The organism is Pseudoduganella sp. UC29_71, from assembly GCF_042693265.1.
Taxonomy (GTDB): Bacteria; Pseudomonadota; Gammaproteobacteria; order Burkholderiales; family Burkholderiaceae_D; genus Rugamonas.
Window position 1 is genome coordinate 1561590 of the sequence record NZ_CP170549.1, and the last position, 18296, is coordinate 1579885.

8 protein-coding genes are annotated in these 18296 nt (G+C 66.9%); 3 read left to right on the plus strand and 5 right to left on the minus strand.

Features of this window, described 5'->3' with window-relative positions:
- Positions 1-7: 7 nt before the first annotated feature.
- On the minus strand, positions 8-937 hold the full coding sequence (locus ACFJI2_RS06970; RefSeq protein WP_377704347.1) for a cupin-like domain-containing protein: 930 nt from the start codon (positions 935-937) through the stop codon (positions 8-10).
- 135 nt (positions 938-1072) lie between these two features.
- Between ACFJI2_RS06970 and ACFJI2_RS06975 the strand changes: the two genes are divergently transcribed.
- The gene (locus ACFJI2_RS06975) at positions 1073-2041 is read left to right on the plus strand and encodes an AEC family transporter (RefSeq protein ID WP_377704348.1); all 969 of its coding nucleotides are present in this window, start codon (positions 1073-1075) and stop codon (positions 2039-2041) included.
- Between the two features lie 80 nt (positions 2042-2121).
- On the opposite strand, the gene ACFJI2_RS06980 is transcribed toward ACFJI2_RS06975, so the two are convergent.
- From ACFJI2_RS06980 to ACFJI2_RS06995, 4 genes are all read right to left on the minus strand, one after another.
- Complete coding sequence (locus tag ACFJI2_RS06980) at positions 2122-3645, minus strand: S8 family serine peptidase (protein ID WP_377705806.1); 1524 nt, start codon at positions 3643-3645, stop codon at positions 2122-2124.
- Positions 3646-3893: 248 nt separating this feature from the next.
- Positions 3894-4586, minus strand: coding sequence for an NF038129 family PEP-CTERM protein (locus ACFJI2_RS06985; RefSeq protein ID WP_377704349.1), 693 nt, complete (start codon positions 4584-4586; stop codon positions 3894-3896).
- Positions 4587-4597: 11 nt separating this feature from the next.
- Positions 4598-9331, minus strand: a complete 4734-nt coding sequence (locus ACFJI2_RS06990; protein WP_377704350.1) for a discoidin domain-containing protein — start codon at positions 9329-9331, stop codon at positions 4598-4600.
- Positions 9332-9582: 251 nt separating this feature from the next.
- Complete coding sequence (locus tag ACFJI2_RS06995; protein ID WP_377704351.1) at positions 9583-11757, minus strand: LamG-like jellyroll fold domain-containing protein; 2175 nt, start codon at positions 11755-11757, stop codon at positions 9583-9585.
- 274 nt (positions 11758-12031) lie between these two features.
- Here ACFJI2_RS06995 and ACFJI2_RS07000 point away from each other — a divergent pair, with 274 nt between their 5' ends.
- Together ACFJI2_RS07000 and ACFJI2_RS07005 are read left to right on the plus strand one after the other, a co-directional pair.
- Positions 12032-14980 (plus strand): TonB-dependent receptor, encoded by a 2949-nt coding sequence (locus ACFJI2_RS07000; RefSeq protein ID WP_377704352.1) that lies wholly within the window; start codon positions 12032-12034, stop codon positions 14978-14980.
- A gap of 84 nt (positions 14981-15064) precedes the next feature.
- Positions 15065-18220, plus strand: coding sequence for a glycoside hydrolase family 2 TIM barrel-domain containing protein (locus tag ACFJI2_RS07005; RefSeq protein ID WP_377704353.1), 3156 nt, complete (start codon positions 15065-15067; stop codon positions 18218-18220).
- The last annotated feature ends 76 nt before the right edge of the window (positions 18221-18296 follow it).

Sequence of the window (18296 nt, forward strand, 5' to 3'; positions counted from 1 at the left end):
CGGCCGCCTACGCCGCGCTGGAGACGGCCGGGGAGCTCGGCCCGCGCAGCAAGGCCGGGTCGCCGTTCAGCGCGAACGGCAGTCCCCTGGCCCAGCGGTTGGACGAGAGCGAGAAAGTCAGCGCGCGCACCTGGTGATACCAGCCGGCCGGCACGTACAGCATGTCGCCCGGGGTGACGATCACTTCCACCATGCTGGCCTGGCGCGCCAGCGGGAACTTCCCGTAGTCCGGCGCCTCCGGATCGAACGGGGAGCCGAACAGGATGGCGTTGGCCTCGCTCGGGTAGAGGAATTCATCGTGGTGGGGCGGCGACAGGAAGATGCGCTTGCTGCCCCAGATCTGCGCGAAGATGTTGTCGTCGTAGTCGCAATGCAGCGGCGTCACCGTGCCGGCGGGGCCGATCCAGAAGCGCGGCGGTCCCATTTTGCCCAGGTAGCCGGGCCAGTGGCACAGGCTGTTCAACTCGCGCAGCTCCAGGTTGCCCAGGTAGGGCGGCAGGGCATGCGTGCCCGCGTCCACCAGTTCCAGGTACTCCAGCATGGACATGTCCTGCATGGCGCGGTCCGGCGCGAAGGCGGTGTTGATGTAGTCGCCCACCCGCGCGCGCACCGGCAGGTGGCTGAAGCGCTCGCGCAGCGTGGCCGGGGTGAGGGCGGACAGCGGCCATTTGCCGACCAGGCCTGTGATCAGGAAGGGCAGGCCCTGCGCGGCGCGGGCGCGGAAGGCTTTCGCGTCCAGCGCGCCCAGGCGCGGCACTTCGGTGATCGCCGGCAGGGTGCGCGCGGCGCGCTTGATGGCCTGGCGCATGGCGTCGATGGACGTAACGCCGCGCACCAGCGCGTCCTTGTGCTCGCGCTCCAGCTTGCGGGCCGCCACGTCGTCCGGCGACGTGGGGCGCGACGCCGCCAGCGGCGGCAGCTTTTTCTCTTTAGACATCGTTGCTATCGTTGGCATCGGTTCAGGCGGGGGCACAGCATACCCCATGCGGCGGCGATGTTCCAGCCCTGCGCCAGGCGCGGCTGGCGGCCGCGTGGGATAATGGCGGGCTGCCCACTGATACCACCGCCCTGCATGCTTGCCATCCTTGCCATCGTCAGCCCGATCTACATCATCATTTTCTTCGGTTACGCCACCACGCGCGCCGGCCTGTTCGCCAGGGCGGACCTGCTCACGTTCGGCAAGTTCGTCATCAAGCTGGCCTTGCCGGCGCTGGTGTTCAACGCCATCGCCCAGCGCCATATCGCCGACATCATCGTGCCCGGCTACCTGCTGGCCTACACGGCCGGCGCGCTGGCGATGCTGGGCGGCGCCTATGCCGTGGGCCGCAAGCTGGCGGGGCTGAGCCACCAGCAGGCGCTGCTGCACGCCATGGGCATGTGCAGCTCGAACAGCAGCTTTATCGGCTACCCCATCCTGCTGCTGGCGCTGCCGTCGGCGGCCACCACGTCGCTGGCGCTGAACGTGGTGGTGGAGAACGTGGTGATGCTGCCGCTGTTGCTGATCTTGCTGGAGACCAGCGTGCAGCAGGCCGGGGAGGGCGGCAAGGGCAGCTGGCTGCCGGCGCTGAAGGCCACCTTGTGGCAGCTGGCGCGCAATCCGCTGGTGGTGGCGCTGCTGGCGGGGCTGGCGGTGTCGCTGCTGGAGCTGCCGCTGCCGGCGCCGCTGGGGCGCAGCATCACCATGTTCGCGCAGACCAGCGGGGCGCTGGCGGTGTTCGTCATCGGCGGCACGCTGGTGGGCTTGCCGATGCGCGGCGTGGCGCTGAAGGTGGCGCCCATCGCGCTGGGCAAGCTGGTGATGCATCCGCTGGCGGTAGCGCTGGCGCTGGCCTGCCTGCCGCTGCTGGGCATGGCGCCGCTGGCGCCGGACCTGCGCAACGCCGCCATCCTGATGGCCGCCATGCCGATGATGAGCATCTACCCCATCCTGGCGCTGCCTTACGGCTTTGCCGAGCGCAGCGCCGCCGCCCTGGTGCTGGCCACCGTCGGCTCCTTCGCCACCCTCAGCGCGCTGCTCTGGCTGCTGGCGCGCCTGGCGTAGCAGCAGGCGCGCCGAGGACGCACCGCCGCACGCACCGCAGCAAGCACCGCAGCACGGGCTGCGGTGCCTTGCCGGATTGCTTAGTTGGCGCAGCCCATGGTGCGGATGCGGTCATACGCCGCCTTGGCCTGCACCAGGCCATAGCCGTAGTACACGTCGCGTCCCGCCGCGCCCAGGTCCTGCGCCGACTTGTCCAGCGTGGTGCGGATCTGGTTCGCCGTGCAGCTTGGGAAGTAGCTCCACACCAGCGCCGCCACGGCGGATACGTGCGGCGTGGCCATCGAGGTGCCGTTGAACAGCGCGTAGTTGGTGGCCTTGACGTCTATCGTCGCGCTCTGGCCCAGCTGCCCCAGCAGGGCGGCGCCTTCCACGCCCGACGCCGTGACCGACGGGATGGTGGTGGCTACCCCGCCCAGCGTGCCGCTGAACTCCTCCGGCGCGTTGTTGTAGACCACCGCGCCCACGCCGCCGCTGGCCTGGCAGTTGGCCACTTTCACGCCGAAGGTGATGCTGCCGCGCGCGATCAGGCAGACCTTGCCCGCCATGGCCGGATTCACCTGGTCGCCCAGGCCGAACGAGGCCAACGGCGCGGTGACGGTGCCCGCCGGCGTGCCGTCCATGCCGCCCGGCGCATAGGTGGTGGCGCCCACTTTCAGGTAGGAGTCGCGGCCCTGGCCCATGGGCACGGTGGACAGCACTTGCACGCCCGGCGCGGCGATTTCCACTTTCGGCGTGAATTGCGAGAAGTCGGCAATTTTCTTGTTCTGGTCCAGCGCCGCCACCGACATCACGCTGGGGTAGCCGGCCGGGTAGGACTGGACGTCGTTGCCGTCGTTGCCGGCGGCGGCGATCGACAGCACGCCCTTCTTGGCCAGCGCGTCGAACACGCGTTCCTCGGCGCGGCTGGGCACGTCGCCGCCGAGCGACATGCTGATGATGTTGGCGCCGGCGTCGCCGCACTTGTTGGCGGCTGCGATCAGGGTGGAGGTGTAGGCCCACTCCTCGGGGCCGAACACCTTGATGATGTGCAGCTTGAGCTGGCGGTTGGCGTTCACGCCCACCACGCCGGTGCCGGCGTTGTTGATGGCGGCGATGGTGCCCGCCACATGGGTGCCGTGGTGATTTTCGTCGGTGTACCAGGGGCCGGTGCCGGGGTTGGTCTGGCCGCTCAGGTTGTTGCCGGACAGGTCTTCATGCGCGCGGTCGATGCCCGAATCGATAATGCAGACGGTGCGGTTGCCGGCGTAGGTGTCGGGCAGCTGGTCGGCCTGCACCATGGGGATGCCGTAGGGCACCAATTGGCCGGCCAGGTAGGGCGCGCCGGTGGACGGCGTGCTGGTGGCCAGCAGCTTGCGCCGGCCGTCCTCTTCCACGAACTCGATATGCGGATTGTTGCGCAGGCCGTTCAGCGCCTTGGCCGGCACTTCGGCGGCGGCGGCGTCGATGGCGGCCAGGTCTTCCTTGATGCTGCCTTTGGCGGCGGCAATGGCTGCCTTGCCGTTCGCCTGCGCGCCCTTTTTGAAGGCAACGATGACGCGCACATTGTCCGGCTGCGCGGCTGCGGCCGCGTTGGCGGCGATGCCGCCGCTGATGGCCGCTGCCATCAGGCTCACTGCGAATACTGCGCTTGGCTCGCTATTTTTGGCTAAGAACATATGACCGTCCCATGGCTGAATGATTGATCGAACCGCCCGTGGCTGAGGCGTATGGCAACCGATCTTAGTCATCCGTCAATTGACGGTCAATCATGATTGTCAGCAAGTTCAAGATAAAAACAACAGGTGGTGCCCCGGCGCCCCGGCGGCCCGCCGGGGCTGAGTACCGGGGCGGGGGGGGGGCGGGGCGGACGACCTCAGGCGCGGCGCCGCAGGGACAGCGCCATGGCGGCCAGGCCGGCGCCGAGCAGCAGCAGGCTGGCCGGCTCGGGCACCACCGCCACGCCCGGATCGGACACGGCCATGCCGATGCTGCCGGCGCCGGAGGCTGTCCGCGCCGGCGTCCAGCTGAAGTCGGCCAGGGCCAGGCTGACCGGGTTGTAGGCGCCGAGCGGGGCAAAGCTGTCGTCGAAGGCCGAGACCACGAAGTGCGACACGTAGCTGGTGAGCGGGTCGTAGGCGCCGTCGAAGGTCAGGTCGAAGGACAGCACGCCGCCGAAGACGGCGGTGTGGGACAGGTAGTTGGAGGTGTCGTTGCGGAACTGGAAGCCGCCGGCCACCGCTGTCCAGCCGTAGTTCAGGTCCAGCGCGCCGAAGCCCGTCATATTGGTCACCGCCGCCGTGGCCAGCGGCACGCCGGCGCTGGCGCTGAGCTGCATGTCCAGGTAGCCGCTGGCCGCGCCGAAGCCGGCGGTGTCGATGGCGACGTGGACCGTGCTGGCGCGGGCCGCGCCGCTGCCGGCCGCCAGCGTCAGCGCGATGGCCAGCGCCACGGCCAGCGGCACGGTCAGTTGCCGGATGGCCTTGCGCAACAGGGCGGCAAGGGCGGAAAGGGCAGGGCGGGCAGAGCGGGCTGAGAACGCGCGGGCGCCGTAGTGGATTGGGGTCATGATGGGGTTCCTTAGAAATTGCCTTTGTAGAGCGCGGGCGTGTACGCCACCACGCTGCGGGCCGGATTGGTGAAGGTCAGCGGCACACTGACGGTGGCGCCGGCGTTCAGCGGCCCGGCCAGGGTGACGTAGGGCGCGCCGCCGTCCATGCCGCTGGCGTTGTCCAGCGTGAGGCCGGCGGTCAGGCCGTTCAGCTTGAGCTGCAGTGGGCCGCTGAGCGCCGCGCCGCCGGTGTTGGTGAGCGTGACGCTGCCCACGTATTTGCCGGTGGCGCGGTTCAGGGTGGCGCCCTGCTGCGTCATCTGCACGCTGGCGCTCACGTCCGGCGGGCCGATTTTCAGCGTCAGCGTGCGCGCCGCTTCCGTGTTGCCGGCCTTGTCCACGCTCCAGTAGGTAAGGGTGTAGCTGGCGCCGGCCGCCAGCAGCACCGAGGCGCCGGTCTGCTGCGCGCCGCCGTTCACCTTGTAATAGGTGGCGGCCACGCCGGAACCGGTGTCGGTGGCGCTGAAAGTGACGGTGGTGTCCTGGCTCACCGGCTCGGCGGGGGCGTTGGCGACCGTGGTGGGCGCCGTGGCGTCCGCGCCCTGCACGGTGCCGTGGAAGCGCACTTCGGCCAGGTTGCCGAACCAGGTGCCGCCGTTGTAGACGCGGATGTAGCGGAACGGCGCGCCGCCGCTCACGGGCAGGGTCTGCCAGTCCTGCGTGGTGACCGCCGGCGTGGTCAGCGTGGTCCAGCTGGCGTTGTCGTTCGAGCCCTGGACCACGGTGCCTTTGGCGCGGGCCGCCTGGTCCTGCCGCGCCGCCAGTTCCACGCCGGTCAGCGTGGCCTGGTTGCCGGCCTTGAAGTCGAACGTGATATAGCTGCCGACGCCGGAGTTGTTGCTGCCGGTGCGGTAGTCCGAGCTGGTGCCCAGGTTGCTGTCGAACAGCGAGTTGGTGATGGACAGCGTGGTGGCGGCGGGCCGGTTGACGGTGGAATCGATCAGCGTGGCGATGCCGGTCACGTTCTTGATCGTGTCCGCCTCGTCCACCAGGGTCAGCAGGGTGCCGTCGGTGGTGGCCGTGTTCGGGTAGCCGTCCTTGCCGGTGCTGGTCTTGTAGTTGATGGCGAAGCCCACGGGGCCGGCCGGCGTGCCTTGCGGCAGCACGGCGGTAGCGGTGTAGTTCACGTTATCGGTGGTGGCCACTGTGGCCGGCACGCCCTGGATCGCGGCGCTGACGTTGTTGATGGCTTCCTTGGCCGTGAACGCCACCTTGACGGTGTTGCCCGGCACAATGCGCGTGCGCAGCGCCTGCGCCGAGGAGATGGACGCGGTGGAGATCATGTTCACCGATTCCACCGCGCCGTACAGGCGCACCTCGGCCATATTGCCGTACCAGGCGTTGCCGTTCACCACGCGGATGTAGCGGTAGGGCTGCAGGCTGCTGACCTTCAGCGTCTGCCAGTCGGACGAGCCGCTGGTGGCGGGGGTGAGGGTGTCCCAGGTGCTGTTGTCGTTCGAGCCCTGCACCACGGTGCCGTTGATGCGGCTCGCATACTGGTCCTGGCGGCCGATCACTTCCACGCGGTTCAGCGTGGCCTGGCCGCCGCCCTTGAAGTCGAACTTGAGCCAGCCGCCGTTGCCCGAACCGTTGACGCGGAAGTCCGTGAAGGTGCCCAGGTTGTTGTCCAGCAGCAGATTGGCCTGCGCCAGCACGTCGGCCTGGTTCCTGCCGCTGGAGTCGCTCAGGCTGGTGGTGCTGACCGGGTCGATCAGGCCGGTCTGGTCCGAGATGAACAGCGAACTGTCGTCCGTGGTAAACAGCGTGGGTTCGGCGTCCACGCCGGCCGCCGTCTTGTAGTTGATGACGAACTTCACGGGGCCGGACGGCGCGTTGGCGGCGGCCACCCAGGTGGCGGTCCAGTTCAGGTTGTCCGCCGTGGTGACCGTGGCGGGCTGGCCCTGCACCAGCACGTTGACGCTGTTGATCGCCTCCCGCGACTGGAAGGCCAGCTTCACCGTGTTGCCCGGCACGATGCGCTTTTTCAGGCTTTGCGCGGAGCTGATGGACACGGCACTGATCTTGTTCACCGTTTCGTAGCGCTGGCCGAAGATGCGGAACTCGCCCACTTCCAGGATGGAGTAGGTCGGCTGCACCATCTGCAGCTTGAAGAAGCGGAAGCGCCGGTTCTTCAGGTCGTCCTGCACCGGCAGGGTTTGCATGTCGTCCGAGATCACGGTCAGGCCGGGCGTGAGGCGGGTCCAGTTCTCGCTGTCGTCGGAACCGAACATGGCTACGCCGCCGATGCGCTCGGGGAAGCTGGCGCGCACCTGCATCTGGAAGGTGGAGGCCGAGGCCTTGAAGTCCGGGCCGAAGTCCATGATGTGGGCCAGGTTCGGCGCGTAGGTGCCCGGCGCGGTGGACCAGCTGGTCGGCGTGTTGTCCATCAACAGCGGCACGGCGGTGCCGAAGGTGGAGGCCGTGAACATGCTGCGGTAGTTCATGCTGCCATCCGGCAGCAGCGGGCTCAGTTCCTGCAGGCCCTGCACGGCGCTGTTCAGCGCCGCCAGCTTTTGCTGGAACAGCGCGTCGGTGGCGCTGCCGGCGGCGGCCGCCGTGTCGGCGTAGGCGGCGTTGTAGGCGTCCAGCGTGGAGGCCACGTACAGCGTGCCCGCCTTGAAGGCCGCGTTCACGGCGGCGATGGCCGACTCGCGGTCGGCGGTCACGGTGATCTTCACCACCTTGCTGGTGACGGTGGTGCCGTCCGAGGTGGTGATGATGAAGGAATAGGTACCCGCCTGCGCCGGCAGCCACGAGAACGCGCCGGTGGCCGTGTCGAAGGTGGCGCCGGCTGGCAGGTTGTCGGCCTGGTAGGTCAGCACGTCGCCCGCGCCGGCGTCGGTGGCGGCGAAGCTGTGGTTGATGGCGGCGCTGGAACTGGCGTAGGTGACCAGGCTCAGGTCCGCGTCGCCATCGGTGAACACGGGAGCGGTGAAGGTGCCGCCCTGGACGTTGATGTGGTCGATGTCCACGCGGGTGCCGGTGCCCTTGATGGTCAGGTACTGCACGTCGCTCAGGCCGTGGTAGGCGTCCAGCGTGTAGTTGATGTAGCGCCACTGGCCCTTGGTGTCCGGCAGCGCCACGGTTTCGTCGAAGGTCTCCAGCGAGGCCACGCCGTTGGTGCGGATCTTGAAGGCGATGTTTTTCGAGCCGTGGCCGTAGCCCACCACGGCCAGTTTCGCGCCCTCGGCCGTGGTGTTGACCTGCAGGTAGGATGCGGTTTCGTCCTGCATCGGCGTCACGTCGCCTTCCAGCACCGTGAAGCGGTCTTCCACTTCGCGGTAAGGGTCGGTGATGGGCTTGATCAGCAGCTGGCTGCCTTCGGCGTCGGCCGCCGCAGTGGGAATGAACAGCCAGTAGTCGCCGCCGCCGTCCACGCCGTCCCAGTTGTAGCTGGTGCGCAGCGCGAACATGTGGCTGAGGTAGGGCGCGCGCTGGGCGACGTCCACGCCTTTGACGTACTTGTAATAGTAGTAGGGTTCCCACAGGCTGGAGAACATGCGGCCCCGGTAGCCGCCCGCGATTTCGCGGTACACCACGGTGGGCACGCCGTTGGCGTCGGTGTGCGAGGCGGTGGGCACCCAGGGCGTGTCGTAGCCGGTCATGTAGCGGCCGAAGAAGTCGGCCGCGTCCAGGATGCGGTCGTTCAGGAATTCGTACGGGCCGACCGCGTCCGCCGCGGTGGAGGCGGTGCCGGTGGCCGGATCGACCTTGGTGTCCTGCGCGTTGAGCAGGCGCGCCAGGATGCCGGCGTTGGTGATGTCGCCGCCGCCGTGGGCCTGGTCGCGGCCCATTTCCACGTGCTGCACCACCGGGGTCACGGCTTCGCCGGTCAGGTCGTTCTTCTCCACCAGGCGGAACAGCGCCTTGATGGCGCCGTTCTGGCCCTGGTCCTCGGCGGTGCGGTTCACGGTGAACCACTCCACGCCCTCGTTGTAGCGCGGCCGGTTGCCGGTGAAGATGTAGCCCGACATGGCGCCCAGCAGCGGATACAGGTGCTGGTTCATGAAGCGGTAGTTGGTATGCTGGAAGGTCTCGATGACCGGGTTGATCAGGTTGGTGGAGAAGCTGGCCGTGTCCTGCGCGGTCCATTCCAGCGCCGGCGTCTGGCAGCTGGTGTAGCGCATGATTTCGGCGGCGGCCACCATGCGGCTGAGCGGTATGCCGGTGTGGATGTGGGAGTCCACGAAGTAGACGTATTGCGCCGGGTCCATCTGCGCCCAGATGCGCAGGATGCGCATGGCGTTGGCGCGGTAGGTTTCGTCGCCGGTGATGTAGTAGAGCAGGGCCTGGGTGTAGGCCTTCAGGCCGTCCGCAATGAATTTCGAGTTGAAGCCCTGGCTGCTGAAAGCCAGGCTGCCGGGCTTGGTGGGGTCGCTGCCCTGGTTGCTGGAGACGACGGTTTTCGACGCGGCGGATGACAGCAGCATGGCGTTGAAGTGCGTGTTCCACGGTTCCTTCTGCGCCAGCACCTGCGCGCGCACGTTCTCCAGCATGTCCTTCGTCAGGCCCACGCCGGGGTGCTTGAAGCCGCTGGCGTCGATGGTTTCGTTGATGGTGGGCTGGTAGGCGGTGGCCAGGGTTTCGATGGTGTCGGCGCCGTAGGCGCCCTGCGGCAGCAGCGTGCCGATCAGGCCCAGCGAAAACAGCATGGCGGCGATGCGGGCGGGCGTGGGCGCGCCCCGGGATTGAACTCTGTTCATTGTTTGCTTCCCTGTCTCGTTATAAGTTGTTGTGGGTGAAACGAATCCGCGACCGAGCTGCCGGCGTCTGCCGGTGGCTACCTGAAAGTTATCGATAACAAATGTCGCCGATAAAAAAGACGCAGTTTCTACGTCAGGCGGCCGGTCTCATGCGGATTGAGGCCAATTCTATCCAATTGTTGCAGGCCTGACGTATGCCTTTTTTGTCGGCCTGCAACGGTTCAGTAGCGGTTATCGATAACTCGGCGCGCTCACGCGGTCATCAGCGCAGCCACCGCCGAGGCGCTGAGCGCGCCCCGGTAGATACGGAAATCGTCGATTTTTCCGTTGAAGTACGGGTCCGGATATTGCGAGCGGCCGATCCAGTTCCGGGTGGTGGCGCCCAGGCGGAACGGGGCCAGGAACATGTCGGCGTTGCTGCCCGAGACGGCGCCGTTCACGTACAGCGTGGCGTTCCTGCCCGACAGCGTGACGGCCACGTGCACCCATTGCGCCGTAGGCAGCGCGGCAGCCCCTTCGATGGTGCGCTCGCCGTTGCCGCCGTTGACCGTCATGGCGAAGCGCAGCTTGCCGCTGTTGGCGCGCGCCGTCAGCATCATGTACCCGCCCACGCCGGAACCGAAGTCGAAGATGCGCTCCCAGTTGCGCGCCGCGTTCCAGTAGACCCAGGCGGCGATGGTGAAGTCGCCCACGTCCGCCATCAGGCTGGCCGGCAGGCTGACGTAGCCGCTGCTGCCGTCGAGGGCCACCGCGTTGGCCTTCTTGCCCGCCACCCAGCTGGCGCCCCCGGCCAGCGTGCCCGGATGCCCGTTGCCGCTGGCGTCGGCGGCGCTGGCGCCGCTGCCGGCGTCGAAGGGCAGGTAGGTGTGCAGCGGCGTGCCGGTGATGGCGCGCGCCTCGTTCGACGGCGCGGTGGTGCCGGCCGGCGTGCTGGCGGTGACGACGTAGTAATAGTTGCCGGCGGCCAGGCCGCTGTCGGTGTAGCTGAGCAGGTCGGTGATGTTGCTGGCCACCGTGGTATAGGGGCCGCCGGCCACGGTGGCGCGGCGGACGGTGTAGCCGGTGGCGTAGGCGCTGCCCCACCAGGACAGCACCACCGCGCCGCCGCTGACGTAGGCGGTGAGGCCGCTGGGCGCGGCGCCGCTGGCGATGGCGTCCAGGCCGCAGGTCAGGGTGCCGTAGCCCAGCTGGTCGTAGCCGCCGCTATTGGGGCTGTAGTTGCCGCCGCCGCCTTCCGGCTGCACCAGCAGCGCGAACTGTCTGGAGTAGGGCGCGGCCAGGCCCTTGCGGTTCACGTAGTGGTTGTAGACCAGCGCCCAGCAGGGCCGCGGATTGCCGATGCCGGTGGCGGAGAACGCGGTCTGGTTCACATTGTCCACGTTGTCGTAGGTGACGTAGGGCACGCTGTAGTAGCTGGTGCCGGACTCGATCAGGTTGCCCTTGGCGACGTACTCGGCGCCAGCCAGGAAGCGGTTGTTGTCGTAGCCGTACAGGTCCACGCCCTGGTTCCAGGCCATTTCGCAGATGGCGCCCATCAGCGCGATGCCGAGCGTGTTGTGGCCCTGGTCGCGTCCCGTTTCCTGCCACTGGCCCAGGTAGCCGGGGTGCATGTAGTACACCGCCTGGCCGATGGCGCCGTTGCCGGCGCCGTTCTTGAAGTAGGCGACGGCTTCGTCGAACAGGGCCTGGTCGTCGCACAGCACGCCGGTGGCCATGATGGAGGCCATGTTGCACAGGTCCCAGTTGGCCCAGTAGTGCGTGACTTCGGTGTTGTTGTGGCGCACCAGGAAGTCGTGGTTGATCGGATAGAAGATGTTGCGCATCATGTTCTGGAAGGCGGCGAAGTCGGTTGCCGCCCAGCCGCTGTAAGTGCGCATGATTTCGCCGGCGTTGGCGAACTCGTAGCCGTAGATGCCGGCGGCGAGCTGGGCATCCGTGGTGCCGCTGATGCCGGTGAGCGTGGAGGACCAGGCGTTCATGATCTGCACCGCCTTGTCGGCGTAGGCGCTGTCCCCCGAGATTTTCCAGCGCAGCGCGCAGGCGTAGGCGGCGGCAACGTCGTTGAACAGCCTGACGTAGTTCTCGGGATGCACGCCGTCGTAGCCGCGGTAGACAATCGCTTGCGGCTGCGGCACGTAGCCGAGCTGGGCGTGGGAATTGGCGATCAGCTTGTCCCAGCTGCCTTTCCAGGGCTGGGTGTTGTATTTCAGCACCATGCGGTCGAAGTCGGCCTGGGTGTGCAGCAGGCCGGGATGGACGAAACCGCCGCCGCCGGCCAGCAGGCGGGGCGAGGCGGATTGCGGCTGCGTATCGAAGGCCGAGCCGCCGCAGCCGGCCAGCGCCAGGGCACCCAGGCTGTAGAGGAAGGTGCGGCGCGAGAGGTCGGCGTGGCCGTGCTGCGTTGCTGCGGATTCCAGTTTCGTCATCTATTGTCTCCTAAGGATTTGTTATCGATAACAATTTGTGGCGCGCGTTCATGCGCCGGATCATTCTAGGTAGCCGATTGTGGAATCACGTATAGCTTTTCGTTAAAAATGCATATCGATTTGGGATAGCTGCTGGAAATTTTCTGTGCTACCATCGTTCCTGTTATCGATAACTTGAGTGCGCGGTAGCAAGCATAAATAGAGCAGGAACGAGGGACTGACCAAGTCAAAACACGCGCTGTAAAGCGTGAAATTAGAATAATTGGAGACAGAAATGAAGAAGCAAGGGACGAATGCATTGCAACACTCGCTGCCGATTTCCGCATTGGCGCTGGCGGTGGCACAGGGACTGTTCGTGGCGCCGTGCGCGCTGGCCCAGGATAGCACCGTGGTGGTGACCGGCATCCGCGCCAGCGCCCGTTCCTCGGTGGCCATCAAGCGCGACACGATGGAAGTGGTGGATTCCATCACCGCCGAAGACATCGGCAAGCTGCCCGACCTGAACGTGGCTGAAACGCTGACCCGCATCCCCGGCGTGCAGGGCTACCGCTACGGCGGCGAGGGCGCCTCGCCGGTGGGCGCCGGTTCCGGCCTGACCATCCGCGGCCTGAGCAACCAGACCGCGTCGCAGATCAACGGCCGCGCGTTCAACACCGCCGGCGGACGCGAGTTCAATATCGAAAGCGCGATTCCGGGCATGATCGCCGGCGTGGACGTGTACAAGAACCCGTCGGCCGAACACATCGAAGGCGGCATCGGCGGCCTGGTGAACATCCGCAACCGCAACCCGAGCGATTTCAAGGGACCGACCTTCGCCGCCTCGATCAACCTGCGCAACAACGACCTGGCCAAGAAGACCGATCCCGAAATCTTCGTCATGGGCGCCAACCGCTTCGACCTGGGCGGCGGTAGCCGCATCGGCGTGATGGGCGCGGCGGTGTACCAGAAGAGCACCGGCCGTTCCGACAACAACCCGGCCAACCGTGGCGGCAGCCTGAAACGCGCGGTGCGCGCCGACAGTGCCGAATACGCCACCCGCGCCGCGGCCAACACCGCCAACAGCCCCTTCCTGCCGATGTCCGCCTATGTGGGCCGCAACGACATCAGCTTCCTGGACAATGTCGGCACCACCGGCGCCAACCAGCCCAACCTGGCCGGACTGACCGCCGAGCAGGCCAGCAATGTCATGTCCGGCACGGGCCTGACCAGCAACGTGTTCCAGGAAACCATCATGCGCGAGCGCAAGGGCCTTAACCTGGCGGCGGACTACCGCGTCAGCAACACCCTGCGCTTCTACGGCGAAGCCAACTACCTGTACTACCTGTACCACCAGAACTACCGCGGCCTGAATTCGGTGGACGGCGGCAACGTGCAGAACCTGCAGACCACGCCGTTCAACTACACCGAGTCGCTGGCCAACCGCAACATCAACGGCGGCAGCGACGATGTGCTGGTCAACAAGCGCGTGCTGGGCGGCAGCTTCCTGAATTCGGCCGTCACCAGCCTGGGCGGCGACGAGCACACGCCTTACACCACCTGGGTCGGCGCGGCCGGCGTGGAGTGGAGCCCGACTGCGGACCTGTCGCTGAAGGCCGACTTCTCCTACATCAAATCCGACAAGACCCAGGACAACCGCTCCGTGATGATGGACTCGGCGCCCGGCAAGCTGTGGTCCACCAACCGCCTCGCCGACGGCGCGCCGCACCAGCTCACCTTCACCGGTCCGGACCTGGGCGACCCGGCCAACTTCGTGTTCCGTTCCTATGACAACGGCACCAACCAGCGCTGGGACGACAGCGGCCACGCCACCGCCCTGAGCGGCGCGTACAGCCTGGACGCCGGTCCGTTCAACAAGCTCAAGTTCGGCACCCGCTACGCCCACATGGAGAGCCTGTACAAGAACTACCGCTTCGCCGGCAAGCCGCTGACCACCGACGGCCTGCCGCTGACGGCCAACCGCTCGAACGCGATCTACGCTTCGTCCATGCCCGGCGTGATCCAGCAGGCGCCCACCAACTTCATGGACGGCGCGGCCGGCTACGCCGGCGGCTTCGCGGTGTATTCGCCGGATGCGCTGCTGGGCAACGGCGTGCAGACCGCCTTCCCGAAAGCGGGCATCGCGCCGGACGGCGCCTATCCTGAAATCGCCGGCGACCGCCGCTTCATCGAAGAGAACACGCTGGCCGGCTACCTGGTGGGCGAATTCTCGGCCATGGACGACCGCCTCAAGGGTAACGTCGGCGTGCGCGTGGTGCGCACCTCCGGCACCGCCGTGGCGCGCGCTCCCGGCCTGAACGGCTCCCTGGTGGACGTGGTCGGCAAGAGCAACTACACCAACGCGCTGCCGTCGTTCAACGCTTCCTACGACATCACCAAGGAGCAGCTGGTGCGCTTTGCCTACGGCCGCGGCATGACCCGCGCCGGCCTGGGCGACCTGAATCCGTCCATCAGCGGCGTGAACACCTCCAACGGCACCGCCAGCGTCGGCAATCCGGACCTGCGTCCGCTGGTGGCGGACAGCTACGACATCTCGCTGGAACACTACTTCAGCAAGACCAACTACGCGTCGCTCGCCGTGTTCGACAAGGAGATCGATGGCTTCTTCAATTCGCTGATCTCGTGCCAGACGCTGGACCCTGCGGTGGCCGGTCCCTACACCGGTCCCGCCAACGGCTGCACCGGCGGCCAGTACTCGGTGAGCAAGCGCGTCAACGCCGAGAAGGGCTACGCCCGCGGCGTGGAAGTGGCAGGCCAGTTCTTCTTCGACGGTGCGGAAGGCATCCTGAAGAACTTCGGCGTGGCCGGCTCGTACACCTACGTGAAGACTTCCAATCCGATCAACTTCGGCACCGCCGCCGCGCCGAACGTGGTGAGCATGCCGCAGCCGTTCCAGTCCAAGCACAACTACAGCATCTCCGGCATGTACGAGGACAAGAAGCTGTCGGGCCGCCTGGTCTACACGTGGCGTTCGATGTCGCTGTTTAACGACGTGGCGGTCAACCCGATCGACAGCCGCTCGATCGACGCCTACGGCATCCTGGACGGTTCGATCAACTACGAGATCGCCGACAACCTGACGCTGTCGTTCAACGCCAACAACATCACCAACAAGGCGCTGCACCGCTACATCGGCGAGCCGGACCACAAAACCGGCATCGAGCTGCAGCACTACGGCAATGGCCGCACCTACAGCCTGGCCCTGCGTTACAAGTTCGGTCAGTGATATCCTGACTTGCTGAGCGCGCGAATGGATGGACGGCTGCGGCCCTCCATCCATTCTTTACTTGAACTATTTGAATAAGAATCCATGTCCAAGAAACTAAGCCCGATCTCCCTCGCCGTCATGATGCTGTCTTCCTCCCTGGCGCCGCTGGCTGCGGCGCAGGCTCCGGCTCCAGGCCCGGCCCAAGCGGCGGCCGAATGGGAACAGCCCGAAGTCTTCGCGGTGAACCGCGAGCCGATGAAGACCACCTTCTTCAACTTCGAAACGCGCGAGCAGGCGATACGGGGGGACATGGCGGCATCGAAGTACTACCGCTCGCTGGACGGCGCCTGGGCCTTTGCCTATTCGCCCAACCCGGACGTGCGCCCGGTGCGCTTCTACGAGCCGGGCTTCGACGTCAGCGCCTGGAAGTCCATCCAGGTGCCGGGCATGATGCAGGCGCAGGGCTACGGCCTGCCGGTGTTTACCAACATCCAGTATCCGTTCCCGATGAACGAGCCGTTCATCCCGCACGGCATGAACGAGGTGGGTTCCTACCGGCGCGACTTCGAGGTGCCGGCCGACTGGAACGGGCGCGACGTGTTCCTGCACATCGGCGCGGCCGGCGCGGCCTACTATGTGTGGGTGAACGGCCAGAAGGTGGGCTATTCGGAGGACTCCAAGCTGCCGGCCGAGTTTGAGCTGAGCCGCTACGTCAAGCCGGGCAGGAACACCATCGCCATCGAGGTGTACCGCTGGGCCGACGGCTCCTACCTGGAAGACCAGGACTTCTGGCGCGTGTCCGGCATCGAGCGCAGCGTCTACGTCTACGCCGAGCCGAAGTCGCGCCTGCGCGACTTCACCGTGACGGCCTTGCTCGACAAGCAGCGCTACGCCGACGGCGAATTCTCGTTGCAGGCCGACATGGCCGGCCTGCCGGCCAAAGGCGAAATCGCCGTCACCGTGTACGATGGCGAGCGCGCCGTGCTGACCGGGAAGGGCGCCATTGCCGACGGCCGCGCGGCGCCGGTCAAGGGCGTGATCCGCAACGTGAAAGCTTGGTCGGCGGAGACGCCGAACCTGTACCGCATGGTGGTGGAGTACCGTGGCGCGGACGGCGCGCTGGTCTCGGCTGCTTCGCGCAAGATTGGCTTCCGCACCGTGGAGATCAAGGACGGCGAAGTGCAGGTGAACGGCAAGCGCGTGATGATCAAGGGCGTGAACCGCCACGAGCATGATCCGGTCACTTACCGCGTCATGTCGATGGAGTCCATGCGCAAGGACATGGAGCTGATGAAGCAGGCCAACGTGAACGCCGTGCGCACCTCGCACTATCCGAACGATCCGCGCTGGTATGACCTGGCCGACGAATACGGCATGTACGTGTTCGACGAAGCCAACATTGAAACCCACGGCTACATGGAGGCGGGCGACAAGGCCGGCCCCGGCAAGCGCGAAACCATCCAGCTGGGCTATAAGCCGCACTGGAAGGCGGCCCACCTGGACCGCGTGTCGCGCATGGTGCAGCGCGACCGCAACCATCCGTCCGTCATCTTCTGGTCGCTGGGGAACGAGGCCGGCACCGGCCCCAATTTCGAGAACGCCGCGCAGTGGATACGCCGGAACGATCCGACCCGCCTGGTGAGCTACCTGGGCCACGGCACGCTGGGAGAGGAGCACGCGCCCAACGATTATGTCGACATCTACGCGCCCATGTACGACGACATCGAGAAGATGGCCGACTATGCGCAGGACCCGCGCTACAAGCAGCCGATGATACAGTGCGAGTACGCGCACGCCATGGGCAACTCGCTGGGCAACCTGGAGGACTACTGGCAGGTGATCCGCGCGCACAAGAAGCTGCAGGGCGGCTTCGTGTGGGACTGGGTGGACCAGAGCGTCTACGCGAAAGACGAGAAGGGCCGCAGCTACTGGGCTTCCGGCTTCGACGTCAATCCCGGCCACGGCGACAACAGCGTGGTGGGCGACGGCGTGGTGCGCTCGGACCGCACGCCGGACCCGGAATACTACGAACTGCAGAAGGTCTATTCGCCGGTGGTGTTCGAGGGCGATCCCCAGTCCGGCAAGATCACGGTGGTGAACCGCTACGACTTCAAGGACCTGTCGGAGCTGGAATTCGTCTGGACCATCGCCAACGACGGCGTGCCGGTGGCGCAGGGCGCGCTGGACGGCGTGCGCGTGGCGGCCGGCGGCAGGCAGACCTTGCCGATCAAGCTGCCCATGCTGAAGCGCGCGGCCGGCGTCGAGTCGGTGCTGACGGTACAGGCGCGCTACAAGGGCGCCTCCACGCCCGGCGTGGCGGCGCACAGCGTGGCCGGCTGGTCGCAGTTCGTGCTGGCGCCCGCCGCCAGGGCTGCCGCTGCCGGTGCTGCCGGTGCTTCGGCCAAGCCGGTGCGCAGCGGCGACACCATCACCATCTCGGCGGGCGGCGCCGAACTGAAGATCGACGCGCTGACCGGCAAGGTGAACTACAGCGCGGCGGGCCAGCCGCTGCTCAGCGGCGGCACGCCGAATTTCTGGCGCGGCCTGAACGACAACGACGAAGGCACCGGCGTCGAGAAGACCCACGCGGTGTGGAAGAAGTTCACCGAGCAGCGCAACGTGCGCGCCGTGACGGTGGGCGCCGCCAGCGTGAAGGTGCTGTACAGCTTCGGCGCCGGCGCGGCGCACTGGGAAACCGAGTACGCGCTGTCGGCCGGCGGCGCCCTGCGCGTGAAGGCGGCCTTCACGCCGCTGCGCGACGACCTGCCGGACCCGCTGCGCCTGGGCCTGCGCTTTGACCAGCCGGCGCGGCTGGCGCAGGTGAAGTGGTATGGCCGCGGCCCGCAGGAGTCCTACGCGGACCGCTACACCGGCTATCCCCTGGGCCTGTACGAAGGCAAGCTGGCGGACCAGTACCATGGCTACATCCGTCCGCAGGAAAGCGGCAACAAGACCGGCGTGCGCTGGCTGGCGCTGCTGGACGGGCAGGGCAAGGGCCTGAAAGTGGAGGGCGCGCAGCCGCTGTCCATCAATGCGCTGGCCTTCCCGTACGAGGACTTGTACCTGCGCCCGCGCGGCGCGTGGAAGAGCTCCGAGATCGCGCCGCACGGCGACGGCTCGCTGCTGGTGGACCTGGCGCAGATCGGCGTGGGCGGCGACACGGGCTGGAGCCTGGACGGCCGCGCGCACCAGAAGTACCGCATCAAACTGGAGCCGGCCAGCTACAGTTTCACGGTCACGCCGGGCAGCTACAAATGACGGCGGACGGCTATAATGGTAGCTTTCCTACCAAGATCGGCAACAAGGGACAATGGCACCTGTAGCGAAACCAGCG